The following is a 26279-nucleotide window of genomic DNA, read 5'->3' as shown; positions in this document are numbered from 1 at the left end:
TGTGACGCGGGGGCCGACGCGGCGCCACTCATCCATTCGACGGAGCGGTCTCCGGGCGGCTCAGTAAGCGCGACCGTAATAGGGCTGCGAGACCGGGCGATAGCGGTCGCTGACCGGCCACGTATAGGGCTGATTCTTGCCGGTCTGCAGGTGCGACCGGAATTTCGGCTCGTTGAAACCGATCCCGTGCAGGCCTGTCGCGCCATGGGCGCCCTGCGCCTTGGGGCCGGCATCGCGCGCCAGGGCTGCGCCCGAGACGCCGAGAACGAGAACGGCCGCGAAAGAGACGCGGCCCAGAATGACGCTCATTTCTGCCTCCTGTCCCGGCCCAGGTGCCGGAACAGGATGAACGGCATCGGTTCGGCCCGGTTCCGGGCCCGGGAGGCGCTCAGAAGCCGCCGCCGAGGCAGGCTTCGGCCAGGGGATCGCCGCAGAGGTCGCCGGTCCGGACCGGCGCGGCCGCCGCACCGCCGATGCCGGCCCCGCCGAACGCCCCTCCGCCGGACGGGAGCATGCGGGCCGCTTGTGCGGGGTCGTCCGCGCGGAGCCCGCTCGCCCCGACGATCCCGGCCCCGCCCGTTCCGACGCCCCCCGCGCCGGCCGCTCCGGAAATCGAGGCGCCCGCGCCCGGGCTCACGGTCGCGCCGGTCCCGAGCCCGAACACGCCGAACGGCCCGACGCTGGACAGGGTGGTGCCGGACGCTCCGATCGCGGCCGCGTCGGCGGTCCCGCCTGCGAGACCGGCCGACGCAGCCGCAGGGAACAACGTTCCCGATGTCCCGACAGAGCCGACCCCCGTGGCGGTGCCGTTGCCGAGACCGTTGAGGGAGCCCGCGCCCGTCAGGGCGGTCGTCTGCCCCGTGCGGGTCGTGCCGCCGGATCCCAGGCCCAGGGAGAGGCCAGACCCGCCACCCAGACCGATCGTGCCGCTGGTCAGCGACAGGGTGCTCCCCGGTGACGTGCCCAGCCCCGAACGCGACGCGGTGCTGAATCCGCTGCGCAGGCCGCTGGCGCCGATCGTCCCCCCGGTCCGGAGGCTGGAGCCGGAGACGCCTGCGCCGCCGGTCGCGGCCGAGCCCAAGGTTCCGAGCTGGCCCGCACCGGTCGATCCCGCGGCCGATGTGCCGATGGCAGTCCCGGCCGATTGCCCAGCCGCCCGCCCGCCCGAGGCGCCGATGCGGCCGCCGCCGCCCGCGCTGCCGAAGCTGAGCTGGCCGGCATTCACCAAGCCGCCGGTCTGCGCCGAGACGGTCGGGAACGGGCCGGTGGTGGTGCCGCCGCCGAGGCTGAGCTGACCGGGATTGGCGATGGGCGTGATCGGCTCCGGCGAGGCCGAACTCGGCACCGTCGCGGTGGCCGACAGGCTCTGCGCCGAAGCCGGGATGGCGATCGGCAGCAGCAGGGCGGCGAGGATGGACCGCATGGCACGCTCCGCAGGCCGGCGGACGAAGACAAAGCCGGACAGATTTGTTGCCGAGAAACAGAGGGGCGTGAGGCCGGTTCCGGCGGCGCACCGACGCGGAACGCCCGCCGCAGGCGCGGAAAGAGCACCGTCGGCCTTCATGCTGCCGGAAAGGCGGTGTGGTCTCGGCGGCGGATCCGCCCGGACCTGCGCCCCGACCTGCGATCGTACCGTTGCCCGAAACCCTCGCCTCAGGCTTGCGCAGCGCCGGCTGGCTCGCCGGCCTGCCGGCCCTCGCGCTGATCTGGGCGAGTGCGACGCTCTACGCCGCCCCGCGGATCGCCGAGGGGCTCGAGGCCGAGGGGGCGGCGGTGGCGTCCGGCACGGCCACCGCCACCGGCGAGCCCTGGCTGCGCCTGGAGGCCAGCGGCCGCGACCTCGTGGCCGCCGGCGAGGCGCCGGACGTCGCCGAACGGGCCACCGTGCTGTCCCGCCTCGCGGCCCTGGACGGCCCCCGCCGCATCGTCTCCGAGGTCGGCATCGTGGAGACCGCCGCGCCCTTCCAGTGGGCGGCGATCCGCACCGGCCCGAACCGGATCGCCCTGGAGGGCAGCCGCCCGGTGGAGATCGGCCGGCGGGCCCTGGAGGCGCGGATCACCGGCGCCCTCCATCCCGGCACAGGCCTCGACGACACCGCCCGGGCCGCCCGGGGGGCGCCGCCGGACTTCGCCAGCGCGGCCGCGTTCCTGGCGGCCCGGCTCTCGGGCCTCGCCAAGGGCGGGCGGGCCGCCCTCAGCGACACCGTGCTCAGCCTCTCGGGCGAGGCCCTGGACGTGCCGGCCTACGAGGCCCTGCGGGCGGCGCTCTCGGACCCGCCGGAGGGCTTCAGCATCGGGCGGATCGAGATCCTGCCGCCCAAGGTGGCCGCGTACCGGTTCGCCGTGGAGAAATCCGGCCGGGGCGTCGTCCTCGACGGCTTCACTCCCTCGGCCGCAGACCGCGAGGCCGCCCTGCGCGCAGCCACCGAGGCGGCGGCCGGCGGCGCCGTGGAGGACCGGCTCCTGGCGGCCCGGGGCCTCGACCCCGCCATCGACCCGAAGGGCCTCATCGCCTTCGCGTTCAAGCTCGCCGAGCTGATCCAGTCCGGCCGCGTGGTCTTCCAGGACGGGGCGGTCTCGGTGACCGGCGACGCCATCGACGGGCAGGCGCTCCCGGACGCCGAGGCGCTGATGCGCGACGGCCGGCCCGCCGGCGTGGCGGCCGGGCCGGTGGCGCTCACGGCGCGGCCGCTCTCGCCCTACCGGGTGGCGATCCGCCGGACCGCCGATTCCGTACTCCTCACCGGGCATCTGCCGGACACCGCGACCCGGGAGCGGGTGCTCGCCGCCCTGCGCCCGCGCCTGTTCCGGGAACCGGTCATCGACCGCACCCGCCTCGCCGACGGCGCCCCGCCGGATCTCGGGGACGCGCTGGCCGCCGCCGCCCCGCTGGTGGCGAACCTCGCGGACGGGACCGTCACGGTCTCGGACCGCGCCCTGACCCTGACCGGCGAAAGCCTCTACCGGGAGGGCGCCGCCCGCACCCCGGACCGGCTGGCCGAGGCGCTGCCCCCCGGCTGGACCGGACAGGCCACCGTCACGGCCCGGGACGCCGCCGAGCGGCGCGACCCCGCCACCTGCCGCGCCGACTTCACCGCCGCCCTGGCCGGCACCGACCTGCGTTTCCCCGCCGGGGGCGCGGTCCTGACGCCGGCCTTCTACCCGACCCTCGACGCCCTCGCGGCCCTGGCCAAGACCTGCCCGTCGCTGCGCATCGCCGTCTCGGGGCCCGCCGACCCGGCCAAGCCGACCCCGACGCCGGCCGCCGGTCCGGCGGCCACGGGGGAGGGCGCGCCCGCCGCCGCACCGACCCAGATCGCCAGCGCCGCCAAGACGGAGACGCCCAAGGCGGAGACGCCCAAGCCGGACCTTCCCAAGGCGGAGACGCCCAAGGGGGACACGCCCAAGGGGGACACGCCCAAGACGCGGGGCAAGCCGGATCACGCCAAGACCGAGGCCGGCAAGGCGGAAGCGGCCAAGAAGGACGCCAGGAAGGAGCCGGCCGCGCACGGCAAGGCTTCGGCGAAGAAGCCCGCCGAGGCCCCCGAGGAGCCGCCGCCCGACCTGCCGCGCCTGCGCGCCCAGGCGGTGATGGAGTATCTCCTCCAGGCCGGCGCCCGACCGGAGCAGGTCACGGCCGGGCCGGACGGGCCGGCCGGCCCCGTCGTCTTCGCGCTGCTGCCGTGAGGGACATCCGCTCCGCCCCGCGCCCGCCCGCCGGGCCGCGCCCATCCGCGCGCAGCGATCGCGCCCGCAGGGAGGCCGGACGGCCGTGACGCTGCTGCTCGCCGGATTCTGGCCCGGGCTCGCCGGGGCGGCCGCGCTCGGCCTCGTGGTCGGGGCGCTGGTCGGCTGGCCGGACCGGCTCGCCGCCTCGCTGGGACTTTGCGTGGTGGCGGGGCTCGTGGCCGCGGCGGCGCTCGCCGGGTTCGTGCCGGGCCTGCCCGGTCTGTGGCTCGACGGCGCGGGCCTGATCCTGCCGGTCTACTGCGCGGCCTGCGCCCTCGGGGCGCTGGGGCGCCGCCTCGTCGTCCGGGATTAAGGGTTCGGGAACCGGTCCGCCCCCCGGCGGCGTTCATCCGGCAACAGGGCCCCGAGGGCCCGCCCCGAACCCGGAGAGGCCGCGATGCCCTGGACCGTCGAAAGTCCCCATCCCGCGAAACGCCGCGCCGTCCGCCTGCCGCGCCCCCGCGCCGGCGCCGCCGCCACCGGCCTGTTCCTGGCCGGACTGATCCTCTCGGCCGCGACGGTGCCGCTGATCGAGCCCGCCGACGCCACCACCGCCGCCCACACCACGCAGGCCGCGCTCACCCCTCCGGCCCGCTGAGCGAGGCAACCCGCGCCCGCCCCCGAGGGTTGTCCGCCGGGGCCCGTCCGGCCCGAACCGTGGGGGAGACGCGCATGGGACTGCTCGAATCGGCGATCGGCGGCGTGCTGGGCCAGGTGTTCGGCGGGCAGAAGCAGGGCGCCGGGGGCATGTCGCCCCTGGTGAAGGCGCTCTTGATGCTGCTGCTGGCCAAGGGCGCCAGCGGCGGCTTCGGCGACATCTTCGGGCGCGGGGGACGGGGCGAGCCGGGCCCCGAGGCCGACCGCTCCGGCGGCGCCGGCCCCTACGGCCGTGATCCCGGCCAGCACCCCGCCGATGCCGGCGGACGCCGCCCCGACGACGGGGGCGATATCGGCGGCTGGGACCAGTATGGCGGCCGCCGCGACGGGGGCCCGGAGGGGCCGACGGATCCGTCCCTCCCGCCCGGCGACTTCTCGGATCTGTCCGGCATGCTCGACGGCCCTGGCGACGCCCCGGCCCCGAGCCGCGCCGCCCCGGAGGGGCAGGGGGATCTCGGCGGCCTCGACGGACTGGTGGACCGGTTCCGCCAGGGCGGCCTCGGCGACGTGATCGAGTCCTGGATCGGCCACGGTGCCAACCGCCCGGTGGCCCCGGACCAGCTCGCCCGGGCGCTCGGCCCCGACACGGTGGACACCCTCCAGAGCCAGACCGGGATGGACCGGGACACGCTTCTCGCGCAGCTCGCCCAGGCATTGCCGGAGGTGGTGCACACGCTCACCCCGCAGGGGCGGGTGCCGGGGGAGGCGGAGCGGCGGGGGTGGTAGGACGACAGGTCGGCTGGCGCGCGGCGCGTCGGACAGTGATCCCGATCGCGACCTCATCCTGAGGTGCCGGAGCGCAGCGCAGGTTTCGAAGGAGCCATCCAGTCAGCCCCGTGATCCCTGGAGCCCTCCTTCGAGCCTGCTGCGCAGCACCTCAGGATGAGGGCGGGCACGGGATTCCGCGCCCAGGTCTCACGGCCACCAGCGTCGCGGATCAGAGGAAGAGTATCTGCGCCGGCGCCATTGTTGGACCGGAGGCAGTATCCTGCCCTGAATGCCGTGACGGGCCGCAGGTTTTACCGATTTGTCGACGAGACGCCCGCGTTGACCGACAGAAGAACTGCTAGCCGGAACGTATTTCCTCTTGCAAGCATCGTCGGCGCGCGCTCGACCTGCTTCAGGCCCGTGCCAGCTCCCAACCGCCCGGACGCGCACGGCCCGTCAGCGTGCAGTCTCCACCCGTTGCAGGAACGCGGAGGCATTCCGCACGTCAGATCGCGATCAATGCTTCTGAGAGACTTGCAGACCGTCTCAGCGTGAGACGGTGACGCTCTTAAGCGACCCGCCGCATCACCAGCGACGCATTCGTCCCGCCGAATCCAAAAGAATTCGACAGCACGACATCCACCCGCTTCCGCTTCGCCTCGAACGGCACGAGGTCGATCTTGGTCTCGACCGAGGGGTTGTCGAGGTTGAGCGTCGGCGGGATGACGTTGTCGCGCAGGACGAGGATCGAAAAGATCGCCTCGACCGAGCCGGCCGCACCCAGCAGGTGGCCCACCGAGCTTTTGGTGGACGACATGGTGGCGTTCGCGGCGGCATCGCCCAGGAGCCGCTCCACGGCCTTCAGCTCCAGCTCGTCGCCCATGGGCGTCGAGGTGCCGTGGGCGTTGATGTAGCCGATCTCGGACGGCGAGATCCCGGCCCGCTTCACCGCGGCGCTCATGCAGCGGAAGGCGCCGTCGCCGTCCGGGGACGGGGAGGTGATGTGGTAGGCGTCGCCCGAGAGGCCGTAGCCCACCACCTCGGCGTAGATCTTCGCGCCGCGGGCCTTGGCGTGCTCGTACTCCTCCAGCACCACGATGCCGGCGCCCTCGCCCATGAGGAAGCCGTCGCGGTCGCGGTCGTAGGGGCGGGAGGCCTTCTCCGGCGTGTCGTTGAAGCCCGTGGTCAGCGCCCGGCAGGCGGAGAAGCCCGCGATCGAGAGGCGGTTCACCGGCGATTCGGCGCCGCCCGCCACCATCACGTCGGCGTCCCCGAGCGCGATCAGGCGGCTCGCGTCGCCGATGGCGTGGGCGCCCGTGGAGCAGGCCGTCACGACCGCGTTGTTCGGGCCCTTCAGGCCGTGGGCGATCGAGACCTGGCCGGAGGCGAGGTTGATGATCCGGCCCGGGATGAAGAACGGCGAGATCCGGCGGGGCCCCTTCTCGTGCAGGGTCACGGAGGCGTCGTAGATGCCGCCGATGCCGCCGATGCCGGAGCCGATCAGCACGCCGGTGGCGCACTGGTCCTCGTGGCTCTTCGGCGCCCAGCCGGCATCCTTGAGGGCCTCGTCGGCCGCCGCCATCGCGTAGACGATGAACGGATCGACCTTCCGCTGCTCCTTCACCTCCATCACGAGGTCGGGGTTGAAGGTGCCGTCGGTGCCGTCGCCGAAGGGGACCTGCGCGGCGATCCGGCAGGGCAGGTCGGCGGATTCGAAGCCGCGGATCGGGCCGGCGCCGCTGTCGCCCGCGATCAGCCGGCTCCAGGTGTGCTCCACTCCGCAGCCGAGCGGCGTGACCATCCCCAGACCCGTGACCACCACCCGCCGCATGTGCCCTGTCCCGTCTTGAGGCGCAGCCCCGCCGGCAGAGCCGCGGTCGCGCATCGTCCTAACGCCCTCGGCGGCGGAATCGGTCCCGGCGGGACCCGTCACGCCTCCGAGCCTTGAAACGCATAACGGCGCGGGGGCTGTTTCGCCTCACCCGCGCCGCGTCAAACCCGGTCCCCGGCGCCTTTAGGCGGCGGAGTTCTTCTCCAGGAACTTCACGGCGTCGCCGACCGTCTGGATGGTCTCGGCAGCGTCGTCCGGGATCTCGACGTTGAACTCCTCCTCGAAGGCCATGACCAGCTCGACCGTGTCGAGGCTGTCGGCACCGAGGTCGTCGATGAAGTTGGCGCTCTCGACCACCTTCTCGGGCTCCACGCCCAGGTGCTCGACGACGATCTTCTTCACGCGCTCAGCGATATCGCTCATCGGTCTTCCGTCCTCGTCCTTTTGGTCTGTCAGTCTTCTCGGGGTGGTGCCGTGGCCGCGTCGCGCCCTTGCGGGCTTGTTGTGACGGGCCGGTGTCCGATCGCGCGTGCTTCTGAGGTGAACCGGCGCGTGAGCCGGGACGCCCCCGCCGGAGGGCCTTGGACTGAAAACCCGCTGAACCGTCAACCCCCTGTACGGCTGCGGGGCGTGGTAGCACAGGGTTCCCGCCCTGGCGAGGGCCCGTTCAGAAAGCCTTCATGGGTGTGGCACTTGCGTGTCGGCGGGGGTGATTCGCGCGCGATCGTCGCCGGTTCGAGACCGGTCTTCGCACACTAGTACATGGCCATACCGCCATTCACGTGCAGCGTGTGCCCGGTGACGTAGGCCGCCTCCGCGGAGGCGAGGTAGAGACAGGCCGCCGCCACCTCCGAGCCTTCGCCGAGCCGCCCGGCGGGCACGCGGGCGAGGATGCCCTCGCGCTGCTTCTCGTTGAGGGCGTCGGTCATGGGCGAGCTGATGAAGCCCGGGGCGATGCAGTTGACCGTGATCCCGCGCGAGGCGACCTCGGCGGCGAGCGCCTTGGTCATGCCCACGAGGCCGGCCTTGGCGGCGGCGTAGTTGCCCTGGCCGGGATTGCCGGTGCTGCCGACCACCGAGCCGATATTGACGATCCGCCCGGAGCGGCGGCGCATCATGCCCTTCACGGCGGCCCGCGACAGGCGGAAGGCGGCGGTGAGGTTGACGGCGATCACCTGCTCCCACTCCTCGTCCTTCATCCGCATGAACAGGTTGTCGCGGGTGATGCCGGCATTGTTCACGAGGATGTCCAGCGGGCCGATCGCGGCCTCGGCGGCCGGCACGAGGCCCTCCACCGAGTCCTTGTCGGAGAGGTCGGCGGCGACGGGGCTCGCGCGCTCGCCGAGTTCGGCGGCGAGCGCCTCCAGGGCCGCGGGCCGCGTGCCCGAGAGCGCCACGGTGGCGCCCTGGGCGTGCAGCGCCCGGGCGATCGCCTGGCCGAGGCCGCCGGTCGCGCCGGTGACGAGGGCCTTGCGGCCGGTGAGATCGAACATGCGGGGCTCCTGTCGGATCAGAGCGCGAAGGCGGCGACGTCGGCGGGCGTGCCGACCGCCGTGGCGCTCGCCTGGGGGGCGATGCGCTTGACGAGGCCGGTCAGCACCTTGCCGGCGCCGAGTTCGTAGAACCGGTCGACGCCCGTCGCCGCCATGGCGGCGACGCTCTCGCGCCAGCGCACGGTGCCGGTGACCTGCTCGACCAGGGCCGTGCGGATCGCCTCCGGATCGGAGACCGGGGCGGCCGCGACGTTGGCGTAGAGGGTGACGCGCGGGGCCTTCAGGGCGACGGCGGCCAGCGCCCGGGCCATGGCCTCGGCGGCCGGGGCCATCAGGCGGCAGTGGAACGGCGCCGAGACGTTGAGCATCACGGCGCGCTTGATCCCGCGGCCGGTGGCGATGCCGATGGCGCGCTCCACGGCCGGCCGGTCGCCGGAGAGCACCACCTGGCCGCCGCCGTTGTCGTTGGCGACGTCGCAGACCGCGCCGCCGCCGGCCTCGTCGGCCGCCGCCTCGGCGACGGATCGGGCGGAGTCGAGATCGGTGCCGATCAGCGCCGCCATGGCGCCCGCGCCCGGCGCCACCGCCTCCTGCATCGCCTCGCCGCGCAGGCGCAGCAGCTTGGCGGCATCCGCGATCGTCAGGCTGCCGGCGGCCGCGAGGGCCGCGTACTCGCCCAGCGAATGGCCGGCCACGCAGGCCACGTCGCGTTCGAGGTCGAGGCCGCGCTCGGCCTCCAGCACGCGCAGCACCGCGAGGCTCGCCGCCATCAGGGCCGGCTGGGCGTTGGCGGTGAGGGTCAGCTCCTCGACCGGCCCCTCGAACATCAGCCGCGACAGGTTCTGGTTCAGGGCGGCGTCGACCTCGTCGAGGACGGCCCGGGCCTGCGGGAAGGCCTCCGCGAGGTCCCGCGCCATGCCGACCGCCTGACTGCCCTGGCCGGGAAAGATGAGTGCGCGCATGTTGCGTCCTGATCGCCGGCACCTTTCGGCGCGCGAACGCCGCCCGTGTCGGCCGAAACTCTGGAATGGGGCGCGCACTCGCACCCGCGGCCGTGGGTGTCAACAATGCGCCGCACCATGACGCCGCACCGACGCCGCACCCGAGCCTCGGCGCGCCCGGCCCGCAGCGCTCGCCGGAGGCGCGCCCGGCGCAACCCGCTGTGCTTGTTGCACAACGGCATCCGGTGTAGAGTGGCGCCATACCCGACATCTTCCGTCGCTCAAGCCCAAGGAGCCGCCCCGCATGGCGCGCGTCACCGTCGAAGACTGCATCGAGAAGGTCGAGAACCGCTTCGAGCTGGTGCTGCTGGCGAGCCACCGGGCCCGCCTCCTGGCCGCCGGCGCCCCCCTGACCATCGACCGCGACCGCGACAAGAACCCCGTCGTGGCCCTGCGCGAGATCGGCGACGAGACGATCACGGCCGACGACCTCAAGGAGCAGCTGATCCACTCGATGCAGAAATACGTCGAGGTGGACGAGCCGGAGGCCGAGACCGTGCCGCTGCTGTCGAGCTCGCCGGCCGCCGCCGCGGTGGCGCCCCAGTCCTCCAGCGACGACGCGGCGGTCCAGTTCGACCGCATGAGCGAGGAAGATCTGCTCCGCGGCCTTGAGAACCTCGCCCCGCCGGTCGAGACCGACGACGAGGGCGAGTGAGCCGGACACCGTGGGCCTGGATGCGCACGACCTGACCGAGACCGGACCCGGCGGAGACGCCGGGTTCTCTCGTTCCGAGGCCGGCCCGGCGCCGGAGGGTTTTCCCCCGCCGGGGGCTGGCGCCGGCCCGGCGGTTGCGGAACAATCGCGCGTGATCCCGACCCCACGCACGACCCAGGAAGCCCCGGCCCCGTCCCGGCGGATGATGCGCCAGTACGAGCTCGTGGAGCGGGTCAAGCGCTACAATCCGGCCGCCGACGAGGCGCTGCTCAACCGCGCCTACGTGTACGCCATGCAGGCGCACGGCACGCAGAAGCGCGCCTCGGGCGACCCGTTCTTCGCCCATCCCCTCGAAGTCGCCGCGATCCTCACCGACCTCCACCTCGACGACGCCACCATCGTGGCCGCGGTCCTGCACGACACCGTGGAGGATACCGAGGCGACGCTGGAGGAGATCCGCCGGCTGTTCGGGCCGGAGATCGGCGCCCTGGTCGACGGCCTGACCAAGCTCAAGCGCCTCGACCTCGTCTCCAAGCAGGCGGCGCAGGGCGAGAACTTCCGCAAGCTGCTGCTCGCGGTGGCGGCGGATGTGCGCGTGCTGCTGGTCAAGCTCGCCGACCGCCTGCACAACATGCGCACCCTCCAGCACATGCGGGAGGACAAGCGCCACCGCATCGCGCAGGAGACGCTCGACATCTACGCGCCGCTCTCCGGCCGCATGGGCATGCAGGAGCTGCGCGAGGAGCTGGAGGATCTAGCCTTCCGCAACCTGGAGCCGGAGGTCTACGCCACCATCACGCAGCGGCTGGCGCGGCTCACCGCCAAGTCCGAGAGCGTGGTCGAGACCATCGCGCAGGTGCTCACCGAGAAGCTCGCCGCGCAAGGCATCACCGCGGAGGTGAGCGGCCGGCAGAAGCGGCCCTTCTCGATCTGGTCGAAGATGGAGCGCAAATCCGTCGCCTTCGAGCAGCTCTCCGACATCTTCGGCTTCCGGGTCGTCGTCAACACCGTGCAGGAATGCTACGCGGCGCTGGGCATCGTCCACACCAGCTGGCCGATGGTTCCGGGCCGTTACAAGGACTACATCTCGACCCCGAAGCAGAACGATTACCGCTCGATCCACACCACGGTCATCGGGCCGAAGAGCCAGCGCGTCGAGCTGCAGATCCGCACCTGCGCCATGGACGACATCGCCGAGTACGGCATCGCGGCCCACGCGCATTACAAGGAAGTCGGCGCCGAGCTGGTCAAGGATCCGGGACGCGCCGAGGGCAGCGTGCATCCGCGGCTCGCCGGCGAGAGCGGCGCTTACCAATGGTTGCGCCGGACCATCGAACTCCTCGCCGAGGGCGACAGCCCGGAGGAGTTCCTGGAGCACACCAAGCTGGAGCTGTTCCAGGACCAGGTGTTCTGCTTCACCCCGAAGGGCCGGCTGATCGCCCTGCCGCGGGGGGCCACGCCGATCGACTTCGCCTACGCCGTGCATACCGACGTCGGCAACACGGCGGTGGGTGCCAAGATCAACGGCCGGATGGCGCCGCTTCTGCACGAACTCGCCAACGGCGACGAGGTCGAGATCAGCCGCTCCGACGGCGCCTCGCCCCCGGCCGCCTGGGAATCGCTCGTCGTGACCGGCAAGGCGCGGGCGGCGATCCGGCGGGCGACCCGGGCCGCCGTGCGCCGGCAATATGCGGGCCTCGGCCGCCAGATCCTGGACCGGGCCTTCGAGCGCGCCGCCAAGACCTTTTCGGAGGACAAGCTGCGCGGCGCCCTGCCGCGGCTCGCCCGCGCCACCACCGAGGACGTGTTCGCCGCCGTGGGGCGGGGCGAGATGTTCTCGGGCGACGTCGTCCGCGCCGTCTATCCCGACCACCGCGACGAGCGCCGGCCTTCCCCCGCGCAGGGGGCCGCCAACGGCGCCGGCCGGCTGGTCCGCTCGGCCGACCAGACCATGCGGCTCACCTTCCAGGGCGCCGACGGCAAGGAGGGCGCCGAGGATCGCAGCGACGCGATCCCGATCCGGGGCCTCGCGGGCGACCTTCCCGTGACCTTCGCGCCGAATGGCGGCGCGGTCCCGGGGGATCGCATCGTCGGCATCCTGACCCCCGGTGTCGGGGTCACCGTCTACCCGATCCAGTCGGCGGCCCTCGCCGCCTTCGACAACGAGCCGGAGCGCTGGCTGGACGTCCGCTGGGACACGGAGGCACTGGGCGGCGAGCGCTTCCCCGCCCGCCTGGCGCTGAAGTCGATCAACGAGCCGGGCGTGTTCGCCCAGATCGCCCAAGTGATCGCCGACCACGACGGCAACATCGACAACATCTCGATGAAGCGGCGCACCCAGGATTTCACCGACATCACGATCGACCTGTCGGTCTGGGATCTCCAGCATCTCAACGCGATCATCGCCGAGCTGCGCGGCAAGCGCCCGGTCAACAGCGTGGAGCGCGTCAACGGCTGAGTCCGGGTGCCCGCGCACGGCCGGGCCCCGACGCATCTGAGGTTTACGGGATCGACTTCCGTAAACCTCTTTCTTCAGCGCAGAAGCCCATTCGATCAATCTCCCGAGCCATTGATCCAGGTTTCCAGAGCCGCACATCTCCGTGCTCTGCTTGACACGGACGCGTTTGAAACGAATGGTCCGGTCGCCAGAGCGGCGGCCGCACGCACACGGACCGCGTCGTTACGCGCTGGATTGCAAAGCTTGGCGCCCCCGATCGCGGAGCACCGCCCCGGCCAGTCGCCGTCGGCGGACCCTGGCCGTTTAATCAGACGATTTCCTGTCACCCACGATTTTCCGGGATCTGACCTGTTCATGCCCACAACCCAACGCAGCGCCATCTTCATCGACGGCGCCAATCTCTATGCCACCACAAAGGCCCTCGGTTTCGACATCGATTACAAGAAGCTGCTCAAGGAATTTCAATCGCGCGAGAACCTTCTGCGCGCATTTTACTATACCGCCATGATCGAGGATCAGGAATATTCATCGATCCGCCCCCTGATCGACTGGCTCGACTACAACGGCTACCGCGTCGTGACCAAGCCCGTGAAGGAGTTCACGGATTCGATGGGCCGGCGGAAGTACAAGGGCAACATGGACATCGAGCTGGCGATCGACGCCCTCGAACTCAGCACGCATATCGATCACATGATCCTGTTCTCGGGCGACGGCGATTTCCGCTCGCTGGTCGAGGCGATGCAGCGGCGGGGCGTCAAGGTGACGGTGATCTCCACGATCCAGACCCAACCGGCGATGATCTCCGACGAGTTGCGGCGGCAGGCCGACGAGTTCGTCGACCTCGCGAGCCTCGCGGGCCGGATCGGGCGCGATCCGGGCGAGCGTCCGGTCCGGGCGCCCGGCGAGGCGCCGAGCCGTTACCGCGGGGAGGGCCGGACGAACCCGGGCCTGGAGAACCGCTACGGCATCCGCCAGCCGGAAGCCGAGGAGTAGGCCCTCAGGCGCCCGGCCGGTCGAGCCAGGCGAGAACCTGCCGGGCGCTCTGGTCCGGCGGGAAGACCGGGTAGAACAGCGCGCTCACCACGCCGTCGTCGATCACCAGGGTCAGGCGGCGCAGCAGCACCGCGCCGCCGGCCTCGAAGACCGGCAGGCGCGCCGCCATGGCGAAGGCCCGGTGCGGGTCGGCGAGGAGCGGGAAGGGCAGGTGCAGGCGCTCGGCCGCCTCCCGCTGGTAGGCGCTCGTCTGGGTCGAGAGGCCGAAGACCTGGGCGACGCCCCGGGCCTTCAGCTCGGCGTGGTGGTCGCGGAAATCGCAGGCCTGCGGCGTGCAGCCCCGGGCACCCGGGATCGCGTCCCAGTCGGGGGTGAGGCCGGGCTTCCCCGGCTCGCCGGTGCGCGGATACGCGTAGGCGACCGTGCGCCCGGAGAGCCGCGCCAGCGAGACGGTGCGTCCATCCGTTGCGGTGAGCGCCACGTCGGGCAGGCGCATCCCGCGGAGATGGGCGGCCGCGCCGTCATCGACGGTAACGGGCAGGTCGTCGGGCAGGACGTCGTGGCTGGATGGCATGGGCCGCACCTCGTATGCGCGAGTCCGGGCCGCCGCACCGGCGGAGGCGGGATCATGCGGCGGCGCGGGATCGCCGCCAAGGCGATCCTGTCCGCGCCCCCGGTGCAATCGGCTCAGCCCCACCGGTCCCGGGACCTAGGCCCGGAACCTAGCCCCGGTCGCGCAGCAGCCGGGCCCGGTCGCGCTGCCAGTCGCGCTCCTTCACCGCCTCGCGCTTGTCGTGGGCCTGCTTGCCCTTGCCCAGGCCGAGCTCGACCTTCGCGCGCCCCTGGTCGTTGAAGTAGATCTTGAGCGGCACCACCGTGTAGCCCTGCCGCTGGGTCGCGCCGATCAGCTTGTTGATCTGGCGGCGGTGCAGCAGCAGCCGGCGGGGGCGCTTGGTGTCGTGGTTGAAGCGGTTCGCCTCCAGGTATTCCGGGATGTAGGCGTTGAACAGCATCAGGTCGTTGCCGGAGGGACCGGCATAGGCCTCGCCGATCGTCGCCTTGCCGCCGCGCAGGGACTTCACCTCGGTGCCGGTCAGCGCGATGCCGGCCTCGAGGGTGTCCTCGATGGTGTAGTGGTAGCGCGCGGCGCGGTTGTCGGCGACGATCCGCCGGCTGGGCTCCGGTTTCGGGGCCATGCGGGTGCCTCTCAGTCGACCAGGAGCCCGGCATGCCGCAGGGCGTCGTCCACGATGCGCTTCGTGGGCTCCGTCACCGGCACGAGCGGCAGGCGCAGCTCCTCCTGCATGTGGCCGAGCCGGGCGAGCGCGTACTTCACCGGCGCCGGGTTGGCCTCGGCGAACAGGCCGGTCTGGAGCGGGAACAGCTTGTCCTGGAGGGTCAGCGCCCTGGCGTAGTCCCCCGACAGCGTCGCCTCCTGGAGGTCGGCGCAGAGACGCGGGGCGACGTTCGCCACCACCGAGATGCAGCCGTGGCCGCCCTGGGCGTTGTAGCCGAGCGCCGTCGCATCTTCGCCTGAAAGCTGGATGAAGCTCGCACCCATGGCCTGTCGCTGCTGGCTGACGCGGTCGATCTTGGCGGTCGCGTCCTTCACGCCGGCGATGTTCTTCAATTCGAAGAGCCGGGCCATCGTCTCGACACTCATGTCGATGACGGAGCGCGGCGGGATATTGTAGATGATAATCGGAATGCCGACCGCATCGTTGACGGCCTTGAAGTGGGCGTAGAGGCCCGCCTGCGTCGGCTTGTTGTAGTACGGCGTCACCACGAGGACGGCGTCGGCCCCCGCGCGCTCGGCGTGCTGCGCCCGCTCGACCGCCTCGGCGGTGGAGTTGGAGCCCGCACCCGCCACGACCGGCACGCGCCCGCCCGCCTCGTCGATGCAGGCCTCGACCACCCGGTCGTGCTCGGAATGGGTGAGGGTCGGGCTCTCGCCGGTGGTGCCGGTCGGCACGAGGCCGTGGCTGCCCTGCTCGATCTGCCAGCGCACGAATTTCCGGAAGGCGGCTTCGTCGAAGGCCCCGTCGCGGAAGGGCGTCACAAGCGCGGTGAGCGAGCCCCGCAGGCGGCTCCCGGTCATCTCGGTCATCTCAGGCGTCCCAAAGGGTCCCAGTTGGGATTTCGGCGGTCTCGGCGCCGCACGCGGTCCGCATCGTACGGGCGCGGACGGGCAGACATAGGCGGTCGCGCCACGGCGCGCAAACAGATCGTCGCGACGGTTAACGCGATCTTAATGGTCGCGGCCTCATCCTCGACCTTTCCCGTTCCGGTGATCAGAAGGGGGGAATCGTGACCCGATCCGCGGCCTCGCATCCGGCCTCGAAGCGCACGTCCCTCGCCGCCGCGGCGCTCATCGCCACCGTCGGCGTCGCGCTCGCCGGCCCGGTCGGCCCCGAGCCGTCCGCGACGCTCCCGGCCTCGCAGCCCCCGGCCTCGCAGCCCACGCCGCCGGCGAGCGACGCGCTCCTCCCCACCGGCCAGGTCCAGGGCATGCAGGCCGTGAAGGCCGCCGACCCGGTCGCCGCCGATGCCCTGAAGCTCGACCCGGTCCACGCCTCCGGCGGCGACGACAAGGGCGAGGAACCCGCACGGCCGCTGCCGGCCGCGGCCTCGGCCTACGCCTCCGCCGACCCGGATGCCCCGGTGGCCTTCCCGCTGCCCGACGCCGCCGTCACCCCGGCGGCCCCGGTGCCCGAGGTGCCCGATCCCGCGCGGCCGAAGATCTCCGGCGACACCGACCCGACGCTGCTGCGCGGCGCCATCGACCTCTACCGCAAGGGCCGGGTCGCGGACGGCGACCGGATGCGCGACACCTTCACCGATCCGGCCGCGAAGGCGCTGCTCGAATGGGTGGCGATCCGCGCGGGCGCCGGGATCGGCTTCAACCGCACGGTCGCCTTCGTCCGGGCCAATCCGGACTGGCCGGCCGGCCCGCTGCTGCGCCGCCGGGCCGAGGAGGCGCTGCTCTCCGAGCGGAAATCCCCCGCGATCGTCCGGGCCTATTTCGCCACGGCGAAGCCGGCCAGCGCGCCGGGCAAGTTCGCCCTGGCGCTGGCGCTGCGCGCCGAGGGCTGCGAGGCCGACGCCGCCGAGATGGTCCGCGACCTCTGGCGCACCGAGAGCTTCGGGCGCAGCCTGGAGGCCAAGGTGCTCGACGCCTTCCCGGACGTGCTCACCCGGATCGACCATCGCTACCGGATGGAGCGGGCGCTCCTGAAGGACGATTGGGAGAGTGCCGGCCGGGCGGCCGGCTACGCGGGCGGTGGCTATGCCAGCCTCGTGCGCGCCCGCCGGGCCGTGGAGGACAAGTCCTCCGGCGCCGCGGCCGCGCTCGCCGCGGTGCCGCCGTCCCTGCGCGGGGACGCCTCCTACATCTTCTCCCGGGCGCAGTATTTCCGCCGGGCCGACAAGCCCGAGGCCGCCGCCGCCGTGCTCGCCACGGCGCCGACCAATCCGGACGTGCTGGTCGACGGCGACGAGTGGTGGATCGAGCGCCGGATCGTGGCGCGCAAGCTCCTCGACCTCGGCGATGCCAAGACCGCCTACGCGGTCGCCAGCGCCCCGGCGGCGCGCAGCCCGGAGAAGCGGATCGAGGCCGAGTTCCACGCCGGCTGGATCGCCCTGCGCTTCGCCGGCGATCCGGCGAGCGCCGCGCAGCACTTCGCCCGGATGGCCACGGTCGCGGAGAGCCCGATCTCGCTGGCGCGGGCCGCCTACTGGCAGGGTCGGGCGGCCGAGGCCCTCGGGCAAAAGGACGAGGCGAAGCGCTTCTACGAGCGGGCGGCCCTCCAGCCGATCGCCTATTACGGCCAGGTGGCCCGGGCGCGGCTCGGCCAGACGAGCCTGCCCCTGCGGGCGCCCGCGGACCTCGAGGGGGCCGAGCGGCAGGCCTTCGAGGGCCGGCTCTCCATCCGCGCCCTGCGCCTCCTCGGCGAGGCTGGGATCAAGGAGCTGGCCCTGCCGCTCTACATCGACGCCGCCCGGGACCTCTCCGACCCGCGCGAGCTCCAGGCGCTCGGCGACCTCGCCACCGACATGAAGGATCCCCGCGCCCTGGTGGCGATCGGCAAGCTCGCGGTGCAGCGCGGCCTGCCGCTGGACGCCCACGCCTACCCGACGATCGGCATCCCCACCTACGAGACCTTCACGGCGGTGCCGCAGGTGGAGCGGGCCATGGTCTACGCCATCGCCCGGCAGGAGAGCCAGTTCGACCCGCGGGCGCAATCGGGCGTGGGGGCGCGGGGCCTGATGCAGATGATGCCGGCCACGGCGCAACGCACCGCCCGCCGGGTCTCGGCCGCGTTCGACGTCGACCGCCTGACCAGCGATCCCGCCTATTGCGCGAAGCTCGGCCAAGCCCATCTCGGCGAGCTGATGGAGGATTGGCGCGGCTCCTACGTGCTCGCCTTCGCCTCCTACAATGCCGGCGGCGGCAACGTGAAGAAGTGGATCGACGCCTACGGCGACCCGCGCCGGGGCGACGTCGACGTGATCGACTGGGTGGAGCGCATCCCCTTCACCGAGACGCGCAACTACGTGCAGCGGGTGATGGAGAACCTGCAGGTCTACCGCTCGCGGCTCGACAGCCGCAGCGCCCTGTTGATCGACGGCGACCTCCACCGCGGGGCGCGGTAGGGTCCCGGAATGAGGCGCGGCCCCCTCTCTCGTGCGGGAGAGGGGGCGCGGGCGCCCCTTCCGGCACGCGGCTGACCATCACGGCGCGCGGAGGGTCGACACCCGCTCGACGCACGAGACTCTCCCGTTCGCGCCGCGGCCCTCCGATACCGACACCCGATTTTCCCGCATTCCGCTCCGCCGCGGCATAGCTTTTGGTTGTGCCTCCCGTGCTTGGCTCCCTAGAAGATGGGCCGGTCCGCCTTGACCGGCTCCCGAGAGCCCGCACCGCCGAGAGGATCCCCATGCTGCATCCGAGATTGGGTTTCGCCCTGCTGCTGAGCACCGTGATCGCGGCCGGCGCTCCGGCCCTGGCCCAGGAGGCCTCCACCGCCGAGCAGACGATCGACGTGATGAACACGCTGTTCGGCAAGCATCCCGGGGCGCGGGCCAACCACGCCAAGGGGGTGGTGGCCGAGGGCAGCTTCACCCCGTCGCCCGAGGCGGCCAGGATCAGCAAGGCCTCCCTGTTCAAGGGCCCGCCGGTGCCGGTCACGATCCGGTTCTCGGACGCCACCGGCGTCCCGACCATCCCGGACGGGGCGGCCAACGCCAACCCGCACGGCCTCGCGCTCAAGTTCAAATTGAGCGACGGCTCGGAGATGGATGTCGTCACCAATGCGCTGAAGTACTTCCCCGTCGCCACGGGCGAGGACTTCCGCGACCTCCTGAAGGCCGTCGCCGAGAGCGGCCCGAAGGCGGCCCATCCCACCGCGCTGGAGCGCTTCGCCGCCGCCCACCCGGCCGCCGCCACGGCGGGTGGCACGGCCAAGACCCCGTCGAGCCTCGCCCGGCAGACCTATAACGGCGTCAACGCCTTCATCTTCGTGGATTCCGCCGGCAAGCGGCAGCCGTTCCGGTTCCGCTTCGTGCCCGTGGAGGGCGAGGAGATCCTCCCGCCCGAAGAGGCGGCCAAGCGCGATCCGAACTTCCTGATGGCCGAGATCGGCCCGCGGGTCGCCAAGACGCCGGCCAAATTCAGGATGCTGGCCCAGCTCGCCGAGCCGGGCGACCCGACCAACGACGCCACCAAGCCCTGGCCGGACGACCGCAAGACGGTCGATCTCGGCACCGTGACGGTGAGCACGGTGGTGCCCGACAGCGCCGAGGCCGAGAAGGCGCTGCTGTTCATGCCCAACAACCTGACCGACGGGATCGAGGTCTCGGACGATCCACTGATCGATGCCCGCGTCCAGGCCTACGCGGTCTCGTTCAGCCGCCGCTCGCAATAGGGCGGGCCGGCCGGATGGGGATCCCGGACCCGCGGCCTCATGCTGCGGTGCCGGAGCGCGGCGGAGGCCCCGAAAACGACCCCGAAGGCGGCCTCCGGCCCGTCGCGCGATCCCTGGAGCCCGCCGTCGAGGCCCGCTGACGCGGTCACCTCAGGATAAGGTCCGGGGGTGGGCGGACGCCCCCCTCGATCCGCCCCGGATCAGCGGCTCGTCCCGGCCGCCGGGGCGGGCGGCGCCTTCGCGTCCCCGGTCCGCCCCTTGCTCTCGACCGAGCCCGTGCGGGCGCCGTCCCGGATGGCCCCGGTGCCGCTGAGGCCGCCGGCGCCCATGCTGGTCGTGGACGCGCCGGCATCCGTGCGTCCGTCGGCCTTGCCGCCTTGCCCCTCGGCGGCGGCCGCCGCGCCGGTGAGCAGGACGGCGAGCAGGATTGTCGCGTTCAGGATCCTCATGGGGCCTCCGCAAGTCCAAGTGCGCCATTTCACGTGCGCTATTTCAGGTGCGCCATTCCAGGTGCGCCCCGGACGGGCCTAAGGGTCCAACCGGGCGCAGCCGGGCGCGTTCCCGGGGGAGGGCCGGTCGTCGGCCGGTCGTCACCCGGCGGCGCCGAGAGACGCGGCGGCGCGCCGGCCCCGCCGCTCGGCGGGATCCTGGAACACCCCCGACCACAGGCCGAGGCGCCGCCCCCAGGCGCGGTCCGCCGCCGCCGCGTAATCCGGCGCCACGTCCCGATCGGGCAGGGCGAGGCCCTGCGCCACCATCCAGGCCCCGAGATCCGCGTCGCCGACCCGGCAGAGCGCCGTCGCCGCGTCCCCGGTCCCATGGCCCCGCGGCTCGCAGGCGACGGCCGCCCCGCCGATCCGCTCGGCCAGCGCCCGGGCGGCGTCCCGGCCGCACGGGTAGGGCCGGTCCTGGGCGTCCGCGCAGGTCGCGTCGGCCTCCGGCGCGGCGATCCCGAACAGGCTGACCGCGCGGGTGCCGACGCGCAGCGTCCCGCCGTCGATCACCTGGGCGGGGCCGCGCAGGATCTCGCCGGCCCGGGCGGGGGCGTGCCAGGACAGGCCGCCCGCCAGCAGCGCGGCGAGGAGCGGCAGGCGCGAGCGGCCGGCCTTGTCGTCCGGGCAGAGGAGGGTGCCGGCGAGGCCGGCCGCGCAGGCGAGGAGGATACCGACGAAGAGCGACATGGTCTCAGGTCTCCGGAAGGGCTATGGCCGCCCTTGTGCCGAAGCGCCGCCCCGCGACCCTGACACCGCCTGTCAGCGTCCCGTCAGGCGGCACGGCTTAAGCCTGCTGCCCGCATGAGCCCGTTCCCGCCCCGCCGCCTCCACCGCCTCGTCGGCCGCGTCCTGGCCCTCGGCCTGCTGGCCGCCCTCGCGGGCGGGCCCCTGCACGCCTCCGAGGATGCCGACCGCGCCCGCCGGGCCCTGGAGCGGGGCGAGATCCGCCCCCTCGACGCGGTGCTGGAGGCGGCCCGGGCGGCGGTTCCGGGGGATGTCGTGTCGGTCGATCTCAAGCACGACGAGGGGCACTGGCTGTACAAGCTTCGCATCCTCGGGGCCGACGGGAAGCGCCGGACCGTGAAGGTCGATGCCGGCACGCTGAAGATCCTGGACGAGGACGACGATGATTGAGGAGGCCGGGCCGTGCGCGTCCTGATCGTCGAGGACGAGCCGCGCATCGCCGCCGACATCCGGCAGGGGCTGGAGATGGCCGGCTACGTCGCCGACGTGGTGGCGGACGGCGAGGCGGCGTGGTTCCGCGCCGAGACCGAGCCCTACGACGCCATGGTGCTGGATCTCGGCCTGCCGCGGCTCGACGGGCTCGGCGTGCTGCGCCGCCTGCGCGCCGCCGACGTAGCCCTGCCGGTCCTGATCCTCACCGCCCGGGACGGCTGGCGCGAGCGCGTCGAGGGCATCGACGCCGGCGCCGACGACTACCTCGTCAAGCCGTTCCGGATGGAGGAGCTGGTGGCGCGGCTCCGGGCGATCCTGCGGCGCACCGCCGGCCACGCCTCGCCGGTGCTGCGCGTCGGCGCGGTGGAGCTCGACACCCGCACCCGCGCGGTCAGCGTCGACGGACGGCCCACGGAGCTGACCGCCCTGGAATACCGGCTCCTCGCCTTCCTGCTGCACCGCCAGGGACAGGTCGTGCCGGCGGGGGAGCTGCTCGACCACCTCCACGGGGTCGGGACCGAGCGCGAGGCGAACGCCCTGGAGGCGCTCCTGACGCGCCTGCGCCGCAAGCTCGGGCCGGGGGTGATCGAGACCCGGCGGGGCCACGGCTATCTGGTCCCCGGACCGGGTGGATCGTGAGGCGCGACTCCCTCCGCCTCCGGCTCGGCCTCGCGGCGGCCGCCCTGATCGCCCTGGCGCTGGTGCTCGCCGGGATCGGCCTCACGGTGATCCTCGACCGGGTGCTCGACGCCCGCACCGTCGCGGAGCTGGACCGGACCGCCAAGCTCATCGCCGGGCGGGTCGGCCTCGCGCCGGACGGGGCGCCGACGCTGTCCCGGGACCTGCCGGACCCGCGCTTCGCCACGCCCTATGGCGGCCTGTACTGGCAGGTGGAGGCGGGATCGCACCTGCTGCGCTCGCGCTCCCTCTGGGACAAGAGCCTCGACCTCGGCCGGGCCGGAGCGGGTGCGCAGACCCCCGCCACCCTCGACACGACCGGGCCCGATGGCGGAAGGCTCATCGCGGTGGTGCGGCCGGTCCAGATCGGCGCGCAGGGCTCCGAGACCGCGCTGCGGGTCGCGGTGGCGGAGGACCGGCGCAGCCTCGCGGCGAGCCGGACCACCTTCCTGCGCCTGCTCGTCCCGGCCCTCGTCGCCCTGTTCGTCGTCCTGACGCTGGCGATGGGCCTGTTCGTGCGCCGGGCGCTCGGCCCGTTCCGGGTGCTGCAGGCGGAGCTCCTGGCGGTCCATTCCGGGCGGCGGGCGCGGCTGCCGGAGCAGTTCCCCGACGAGGTCCGGCCGCTGGTCACCGACCTCAACCGGCTGCTCGACGCGCAGGAGCGGGCCCTGGTCCGCGCCCGCGACGCCGCCGCCGACATGGCCCACGGCCTCAAGACCCCGCTGGCGGTGCTGGACGCCCTGGCGCGCCGGACGGGGCCGGCCGACCCGGCGCTGGCGGCCGAGATCGCCGAGCAGGCGCGGGCCATGGGCGGGCAGGTGGAGCGGGCGCTGACCCGGGCGCGGATCGCCGCCGCGGGCGACCTGCGCCGGAGAAGCTGCCGGGTCGCCCCGGTGGCGGAGCGCCTGGTCGCGACCCTGCGCCGGTTGCCGGAGGCCGACTCCCTGGAATGGAACGTGGCGGTGCCCGAGACCCTCGCCTATCCGGGCGAGGAGGGCGAGCTGATGGAGGTGCTGGGCAACCTCCTCGACAATGCCCGCAAATGGGCGCACCGCCGGGTCCGCGTCACCGGGACGATCGCCGGCCGCCCGAGCCTCGCCGTCGCGGATGACGGCCCCGGCATGAGCCCGGCGGCGATCGCCGGCATCGGCCGCGGCCAGCGCTGGGACGAGAGCCGGCCGGGCACCGGCTTCGGCATCGCCATCGCCCGCGACGTCGCCGAGGCCGCGGGCGCCCAGCTCGAGTTCGGGCGCTCGGAGATGGGGGGCCTGCGGGCGGAGCTGAGCTGGCCGGGCGCGTAGGGACACCCGGAGCCGCTGGCGGGCGCGACCTGCCCCCTCTCCCGCACGGGAGAGGGGACCCGCGCCCGGTTTCGGATCGTCGGCCCGTCCGCCGCTCGACAGGCCGCGAGCGGCGTCGGATGATCCCGGTCGCGCCGCTCACCCCCGCGGCTTCGCCGCCTCGGCGGCCCGGCTCAGCCGCATCAGCCGCGCGCTCAAGGCGCGGGCGCAGGCGTCCGTGCTGCGGCCCTCCGTGGTGATCGTCAGGTCCGGCTGCTCCGGCGCCTCGTAGGGCGCCGAGATGCCGGTGAAGCCCGGGATGCGGCCGGCGCGGGCCAGCCGGTACAGGCCCTTCGGATCCCGGGCCTCGCACAGGCCCAGCGGCGTATCGACGAACACCTCCAGGAACGGGATGTCGCCGGCGATCCGGCGGGCCAGCGCCCGGTCGGCCCGGTAGGGCGAGATCAGCGAGACGATCACCACCGCGCCCGATTCGGCCATCAGCCGCGCCACCTCGGCGGTGCGCCGGACGTTCTCGGCGCGGTCCTCCGGCGAGAAGGCGAGGTCGGCGTTCAGCCCGTGGCGGAGGTTGTCGCCGTCGAGGACGGCGCTGTGCCGGCCGCCCGCCACGAGGATCCGGTCGGCCTCGACCGCGAGGGTCGACTTCCCGGCCCCCGACAGGCCGGTGAGCCACGCGATCACCGGGACCTGGCCGAGGCGCGCCCAGCGCGCCTCCCGGGCCTGGAGGGGGTGCCAGGTCACGGGGCCCGGAGGGAGGCCGGTCGGGATCTTCTGCAAGACGCACATATCCACCGCCTGGGGCAGCGTGCGCGGAGGCGGCTGCCGGTCTTTGGACATCGACACGGGATCGGGGGGCCGGCGCGGGCCGTCAGGGCACGCGCCAGACCGGGCAGCCGACGGCCTCGCCGAGCCGCGCCTGGCATTCCTCCAGGATGTGGGCCGTCCGCCACCACCACGCGGGCGGGGACCGGAAGGCGGCCTGCGCCGTCGCCGCCCGCACCAGCGCATCGACCGCCGCCTCCGTCTCCGGCGCGATCGGCCCGGCGGCGAGTTCGTTCGGCGGTGCCGCGGGGGCGGGATCGATGACCGCGTCCCAGGACTGCCCCCAGCAGGCGGCGGCGAAGCGCGCGTTTGCGGCCGCGTAGCGCGCCGCGACGCGGGCCAGACCGTCCGGCGCATCGCCGCGGAACCGCTCGGCATCGAGCCCCCGCGCCCAGGCCCACTCGTCGAGGACATGGCCGAGCAGGCGGGGATGCCCGGTCACCTGACGGTGGACCCCGAGCCGGTACAGGCGGCGCGACGCCTCGACCGCGACGGGTCCGGAACTCCGGTTCGTGCGGTATTCCAGGTCGGCGGGACCGAGGAGCGGCGCGAGGCGCGCGCCCAGGCCGAGCCCGTCGACCAGCCGCGCCAGCAGCGGGGCGTCGGACCGGCGGTCGCGGTACGGCAGGGCGGTGACGCGCCCTGCGGCGGCACGCAGCCAGGGCTCGAGCCGGGCCGCGTAGTCGTAGCGCCCGGACGCGCCCTCGGAGCGCAGGAAGCCGCGGAACGTGCGGCCCTCGGCGACGACCTGAGCCCGCAGGGCATAGGCCGAGGCCAGCTGCTCACCCTGCGGCTTGACCACGAGCGCCGCCTCCAGGGCGAAGCCGCGGCGCGCGAAGAGGTCGGACAGGATCTCGGGCACGCGCCAGAGCGGGCGCTGGACGGAAAAATCCTCGTACGAGAGCACGACCGTGTCGGCCGGCGTGGTGGCGAGGATCGCGTCGAGCCGCGCGAGGGCCTCGCGGCGCTCCGCGGCGCCGCGGCGGCGGTCCAGCGCTTGGCCGAGCCGGTAGTGATTGACGTCGTCGCTGCCGGGGGCGCCCGGCGGGGCGAGGTTCGGGTAACAGATCCCGACCGAGGCGAGGCGGGGGCGCAGGCGGGCCAGCACCTCCTGAAACGCGGTGGAGCCGGTTCGCGGCATCCCGATGTGAACGATCGCGCGGCGCACGTGTCCTGTCGACCCTGCTGGATTTCGTGATTGCGGCAAGTCTTCCGCACAGCCGGACACAGTCCACGACCCCTCGTGGACGCGCACGTCTCGGGAAAACGCCAAACGAATCCGTAATCACGGTCCGATCACGGGAACGCGACCAGAAATAGCCAAGCTCCGTTTCTGCTCTATTTCGGATCGGGCAACGCGCGTCGGGCAAAGCGCGTCGGGCAGGGCGCGCATGCCGGCCCCTCCGAGGGAGGCGCGGAGGGAGGCGCGGCGGGAGGCGCGGCGCAGCCTCCGTGCGGGACAGGGGGGGGGCTGGGGACGCGAGGCCCGATCCCGGCGCCTCGGAACGCGGCGGACGGTGATCCAGGGCCCCTGCAGGGCGCGGCGCCGAGGCGGCGCCGCGTTCGCGCGCTAGCTTCCGGCGTCCTCGCGGCGGAGCAGGAACACGCCCTGCGCGCCGAACAGGTTCCAGACCCACCAGGGCATGGAGAACCGCATCGGCCTGCCGCGGGCGTCGAGCGCCGTCGCGTGCTCGATCCGGGCGCCGATCAGGCGGCACAGGCCGACGAAGTCGCGGATCGTGCAATGGTGGATGTTGGGGGTCTCCCACCACGCGTCCGGCATGATCTCGGTGACCGGCATGCGCCCGCGGAAGGCGAGTTCGGACCGCACGCGCCAGTGCCCGAAATTCGGGAACGAGATGATCACCTGCCGGCCGATGCGCAGCAGGTGCTCCAGCACCACCCGGGGGTTGCGGGTCGCCTGGATGGTCTGGGACAGGACCACCACGTCGAAGGCGCCGTCCGGGTAGTTGGCGAGGTCGGTGTCGGCATCGCCCTGGATCACCGACAGGCCCCGGGCGAGGCACGCATTCACGCCCTCGCGGGACAATTCGATCCCGCGCCCGTCGATGCCCCGGCGGTCGCGCAGCAGCGCCAGCAGCGAGCCGTCGCCGCAGCCGATGTCGAGGACCCGGGCGCCCGCCGGCACGAGGCCGAGCACGACGATATGGTCGACCCGGGCGCCGTTGCCCTCGCCGGCATGGGGGAGGGCGTCCGCGCTCTCCCAGGGCGCGCCGTGCGGGGCCTGTCCGAGGGAATGCTTGCCCATGGAATGCTTGCCCAGGGCGTGCTTGCCCAGGGCGTGCTTGCCCAGGGCGTGCTTGCCCAGAGCGTGCTTGCGCAGGGGCAGCTTGCCGAA

General features: G+C 73.4%; 26 protein-coding genes. 12 read left to right on the top strand and 14 right to left on the bottom strand.

Annotated elements, in window-relative coordinates; translation table 11 throughout:
• Positions 1–60: 60 nt before the first annotated feature.
• The gene (locus tag GGQ91_RS14340; protein WP_043353533.1) at positions 61–309 is read right to left on the bottom strand and encodes a hypothetical protein; all 249 of its coding nucleotides are present in this window, start codon (positions 307–309) and stop codon (positions 61–63) included.
• Positions 310–388: 79 nt separating this feature from the next.
• Positions 389–1423: a hypothetical protein gene (locus GGQ91_RS14335; RefSeq protein WP_043353531.1), complete on the bottom strand. Its 1035-nt coding sequence runs from the start codon at positions 1421–1423 to the stop codon at positions 389–391.
• Positions 1424–1635: 212 nt separating this feature from the next.
• On the opposite strand from GGQ91_RS14335, the gene GGQ91_RS14330 reads away from it, so the two are divergent.
• From GGQ91_RS14330 to GGQ91_RS14315, 4 genes are all read left to right on the top strand, one after another.
• Complete coding sequence (locus GGQ91_RS14330) at positions 1636–3687, top strand: hypothetical protein (RefSeq protein WP_182592245.1); 2052 nt, start codon at positions 1636–1638, stop codon at positions 3685–3687.
• A gap of 85 nt (positions 3688–3772) precedes the next feature.
• Complete coding sequence (locus tag GGQ91_RS14325; protein WP_043757120.1) at positions 3773–4042, top strand: hypothetical protein; 270 nt, start codon at positions 3773–3775, stop codon at positions 4040–4042.
• A gap of 84 nt (positions 4043–4126) precedes the next feature.
• Complete coding sequence (locus GGQ91_RS14320) at positions 4127–4327, top strand: hypothetical protein (protein ID WP_179698827.1); 201 nt, start codon at positions 4127–4129, stop codon at positions 4325–4327.
• 74 nt (positions 4328–4401) lie between these two features.
• Positions 4402–5112 carry a YidB family protein gene (locus tag GGQ91_RS14315; RefSeq protein ID WP_053608311.1) on the top strand — a complete coding sequence of 237 codons (711 nt, stop codon included), beginning with the start codon at positions 4402–4404 and terminating at the stop codon, positions 5110–5112.
• A 550-nt stretch (positions 5113–5662) separates the two neighbouring features.
• Here the strand turns inward: GGQ91_RS14315 and fabF are convergent.
• The 4 genes from fabF to fabD all read right to left on the bottom strand — a co-directional run bounded on the left by fabF (position 5663) and on the right by fabD (position 9380).
• On the bottom strand, positions 5663–6925 hold the full coding sequence (gene fabF, locus GGQ91_RS14310; protein ID WP_182592244.1) for a beta-ketoacyl-ACP synthase II: 1263 nt from the start codon (positions 6923–6925) through the stop codon (positions 5663–5665).
• Between the two features lie 183 nt (positions 6926–7108).
• Complete coding sequence (locus GGQ91_RS14305) at positions 7109–7348, bottom strand: acyl carrier protein (protein ID WP_007559070.1); 240 nt, start codon at positions 7346–7348, stop codon at positions 7109–7111.
• A 332-nt stretch (positions 7349–7680) separates the two neighbouring features.
• Positions 7681–8418 carry a 3-oxoacyl-[acyl-carrier-protein] reductase gene (gene fabG / locus GGQ91_RS14300; RefSeq protein ID WP_043355943.1) on the bottom strand — a complete coding sequence of 246 codons (738 nt, stop codon included), beginning with the start codon at positions 8416–8418 and terminating at the stop codon, positions 7681–7683.
• Between the two features lie 17 nt (positions 8419–8435).
• Positions 8436–9380 carry an ACP S-malonyltransferase gene (gene fabD / locus GGQ91_RS14295; RefSeq protein ID WP_043355941.1) on the bottom strand — a complete coding sequence of 315 codons (945 nt, stop codon included), beginning with the start codon at positions 9378–9380 and terminating at the stop codon, positions 8436–8438.
• Positions 9381–9663: 283 nt separating this feature from the next.
• On the opposite strand from fabD, the gene rpoZ reads away from it, so the two are divergent.
• From rpoZ to GGQ91_RS14280, 3 genes are all read left to right on the top strand, one after another.
• The gene (gene rpoZ / locus GGQ91_RS14290) at positions 9664–10074 is read left to right on the top strand and encodes a DNA-directed RNA polymerase subunit omega (RefSeq protein WP_010685409.1); all 411 of its coding nucleotides are present in this window, start codon (positions 9664–9666) and stop codon (positions 10072–10074) included.
• Between the two features lie 202 nt (positions 10075–10276).
• Positions 10277–12532, top strand: coding sequence for a RelA/SpoT family protein (locus tag GGQ91_RS14285; RefSeq protein ID WP_043355937.1), 2256 nt, complete (start codon positions 10277–10279; stop codon positions 12530–12532).
• Positions 12533–12886: 354 nt separating this feature from the next.
• Complete coding sequence (locus GGQ91_RS14280) at positions 12887–13525, top strand: LabA-like NYN domain-containing protein (protein ID WP_043383019.1); 639 nt, start codon at positions 12887–12889, stop codon at positions 13523–13525.
• 4 nt (positions 13526–13529) lie between these two features.
• Here GGQ91_RS14280 and GGQ91_RS14275 read toward each other — a convergent pair whose 3' ends face one another.
• From GGQ91_RS14275 to dapA, 3 genes are all read right to left on the bottom strand, one after another.
• The gene (locus tag GGQ91_RS14275) at positions 13530–14099 is read right to left on the bottom strand and encodes a peroxiredoxin (RefSeq protein WP_182592243.1); all 570 of its coding nucleotides are present in this window, start codon (positions 14097–14099) and stop codon (positions 13530–13532) included.
• Between the two features lie 148 nt (positions 14100–14247).
• Positions 14248–14721 (bottom strand): SsrA-binding protein SmpB, encoded by a 474-nt coding sequence (smpB, locus tag GGQ91_RS14270; RefSeq protein ID WP_043355930.1) that lies wholly within the window; start codon positions 14719–14721, stop codon positions 14248–14250.
• An 11-nt stretch (positions 14722–14732) separates the two neighbouring features.
• Positions 14733–15632 carry a 4-hydroxy-tetrahydrodipicolinate synthase gene (gene dapA / locus GGQ91_RS14265; protein ID WP_043383024.1) on the bottom strand — a complete coding sequence of 300 codons (900 nt, stop codon included), beginning with the start codon at positions 15630–15632 and terminating at the stop codon, positions 14733–14735.
• Positions 15633–15832: 200 nt separating this feature from the next.
• Here dapA and GGQ91_RS14260 point away from each other — a divergent pair, with 200 nt between their 5' ends.
• Together GGQ91_RS14260 and GGQ91_RS14255 are read left to right on the top strand one after the other, a co-directional pair.
• Positions 15833–18178, top strand: a complete 2346-nt coding sequence (locus tag GGQ91_RS14260; protein WP_182592242.1) for a transglycosylase SLT domain-containing protein — start codon at positions 15833–15835, stop codon at positions 18176–18178.
• A 284-nt stretch (positions 18179–18462) separates the two neighbouring features.
• The gene (locus GGQ91_RS14255) at positions 18463–19449 is read left to right on the top strand and encodes a catalase family peroxidase (protein WP_182592241.1); all 987 of its coding nucleotides are present in this window, start codon (positions 18463–18465) and stop codon (positions 19447–19449) included.
• Positions 19450–19649: 200 nt separating this feature from the next.
• Here GGQ91_RS14255 and GGQ91_RS14250 read toward each other — a convergent pair whose 3' ends face one another.
• Both GGQ91_RS14250 and GGQ91_RS14245 read right to left on the bottom strand, forming a co-directional pair.
• The gene (locus GGQ91_RS14250) at positions 19650–19898 is read right to left on the bottom strand and encodes a hypothetical protein (RefSeq protein WP_043757099.1); all 249 of its coding nucleotides are present in this window, start codon (positions 19896–19898) and stop codon (positions 19650–19652) included.
• A 141-nt stretch (positions 19899–20039) separates the two neighbouring features.
• Positions 20040–20630: a thermonuclease family protein gene (locus tag GGQ91_RS14245; RefSeq protein WP_182592240.1), complete on the bottom strand. Its 591-nt coding sequence runs from the start codon at positions 20628–20630 to the stop codon at positions 20040–20042.
• Between the two features lie 114 nt (positions 20631–20744).
• Between GGQ91_RS14245 and GGQ91_RS14240 the strand changes: the two genes are divergently transcribed.
• From GGQ91_RS14240 to GGQ91_RS14230, 3 genes are read left to right on the top strand one after another with little or no spacing between them, the layout of a single operon-like run.
• Positions 20745–21077 (top strand): PepSY domain-containing protein, encoded by a 333-nt coding sequence (locus GGQ91_RS14240; protein ID WP_043355911.1) that lies wholly within the window; start codon positions 20745–20747, stop codon positions 21075–21077.
• 12 nt (positions 21078–21089) lie between these two features.
• Positions 21090–21758 carry a response regulator transcription factor gene (locus GGQ91_RS14235; RefSeq protein ID WP_043355909.1) on the top strand — a complete coding sequence of 223 codons (669 nt, stop codon included), beginning with the start codon at positions 21090–21092 and terminating at the stop codon, positions 21756–21758.
• Positions 21755–23098 carry a sensor histidine kinase gene (locus GGQ91_RS14230; protein ID WP_043757087.1) on the top strand — a complete coding sequence of 448 codons (1344 nt, stop codon included), beginning with the start codon at positions 21755–21757 and terminating at the stop codon, positions 23096–23098. The genes GGQ91_RS14235 and GGQ91_RS14230 overlap by 4 nt, the downstream gene beginning before the upstream one ends.
• Positions 23099–23236: 138 nt before the next feature.
• On the opposite strand, the gene cysC is transcribed toward GGQ91_RS14230, so the two are convergent.
• From cysC to metW, 3 genes are all read right to left on the bottom strand, one after another.
• Positions 23237–23884, bottom strand: a complete 648-nt coding sequence (cysC, locus tag GGQ91_RS14225; protein ID WP_043383157.1) for an adenylyl-sulfate kinase — start codon at positions 23882–23884, stop codon at positions 23237–23239.
• Positions 23885–23966: 82 nt separating this feature from the next.
• Positions 23967–25088 (bottom strand): hypothetical protein, encoded by a 1122-nt coding sequence (locus GGQ91_RS14220; RefSeq protein WP_043383043.1) that lies wholly within the window; start codon positions 25086–25088, stop codon positions 23967–23969.
• Positions 25089–25490: 402 nt separating this feature from the next.
• A complete protein-coding gene (gene metW, locus GGQ91_RS14215; RefSeq protein WP_043355923.1) occupies positions 25491–26189 on the bottom strand; it encodes a methionine biosynthesis protein MetW in 699 nt (232 codons plus the stop codon).
• Positions 26190–26279 lie beyond the last annotated feature (90 nt).

Source organism: Methylobacterium fujisawaense (assembly GCF_014138435.1).
In the GTDB taxonomy this organism is placed as follows: domain Bacteria; phylum Pseudomonadota; class Alphaproteobacteria; order Rhizobiales; family Beijerinckiaceae; genus Methylobacterium; species Methylobacterium fujisawaense.
The sequence above is the reverse complement of the archived record's forward strand: the minus strand, read 5'-3'. Positions and strand labels throughout refer to the sequence as shown.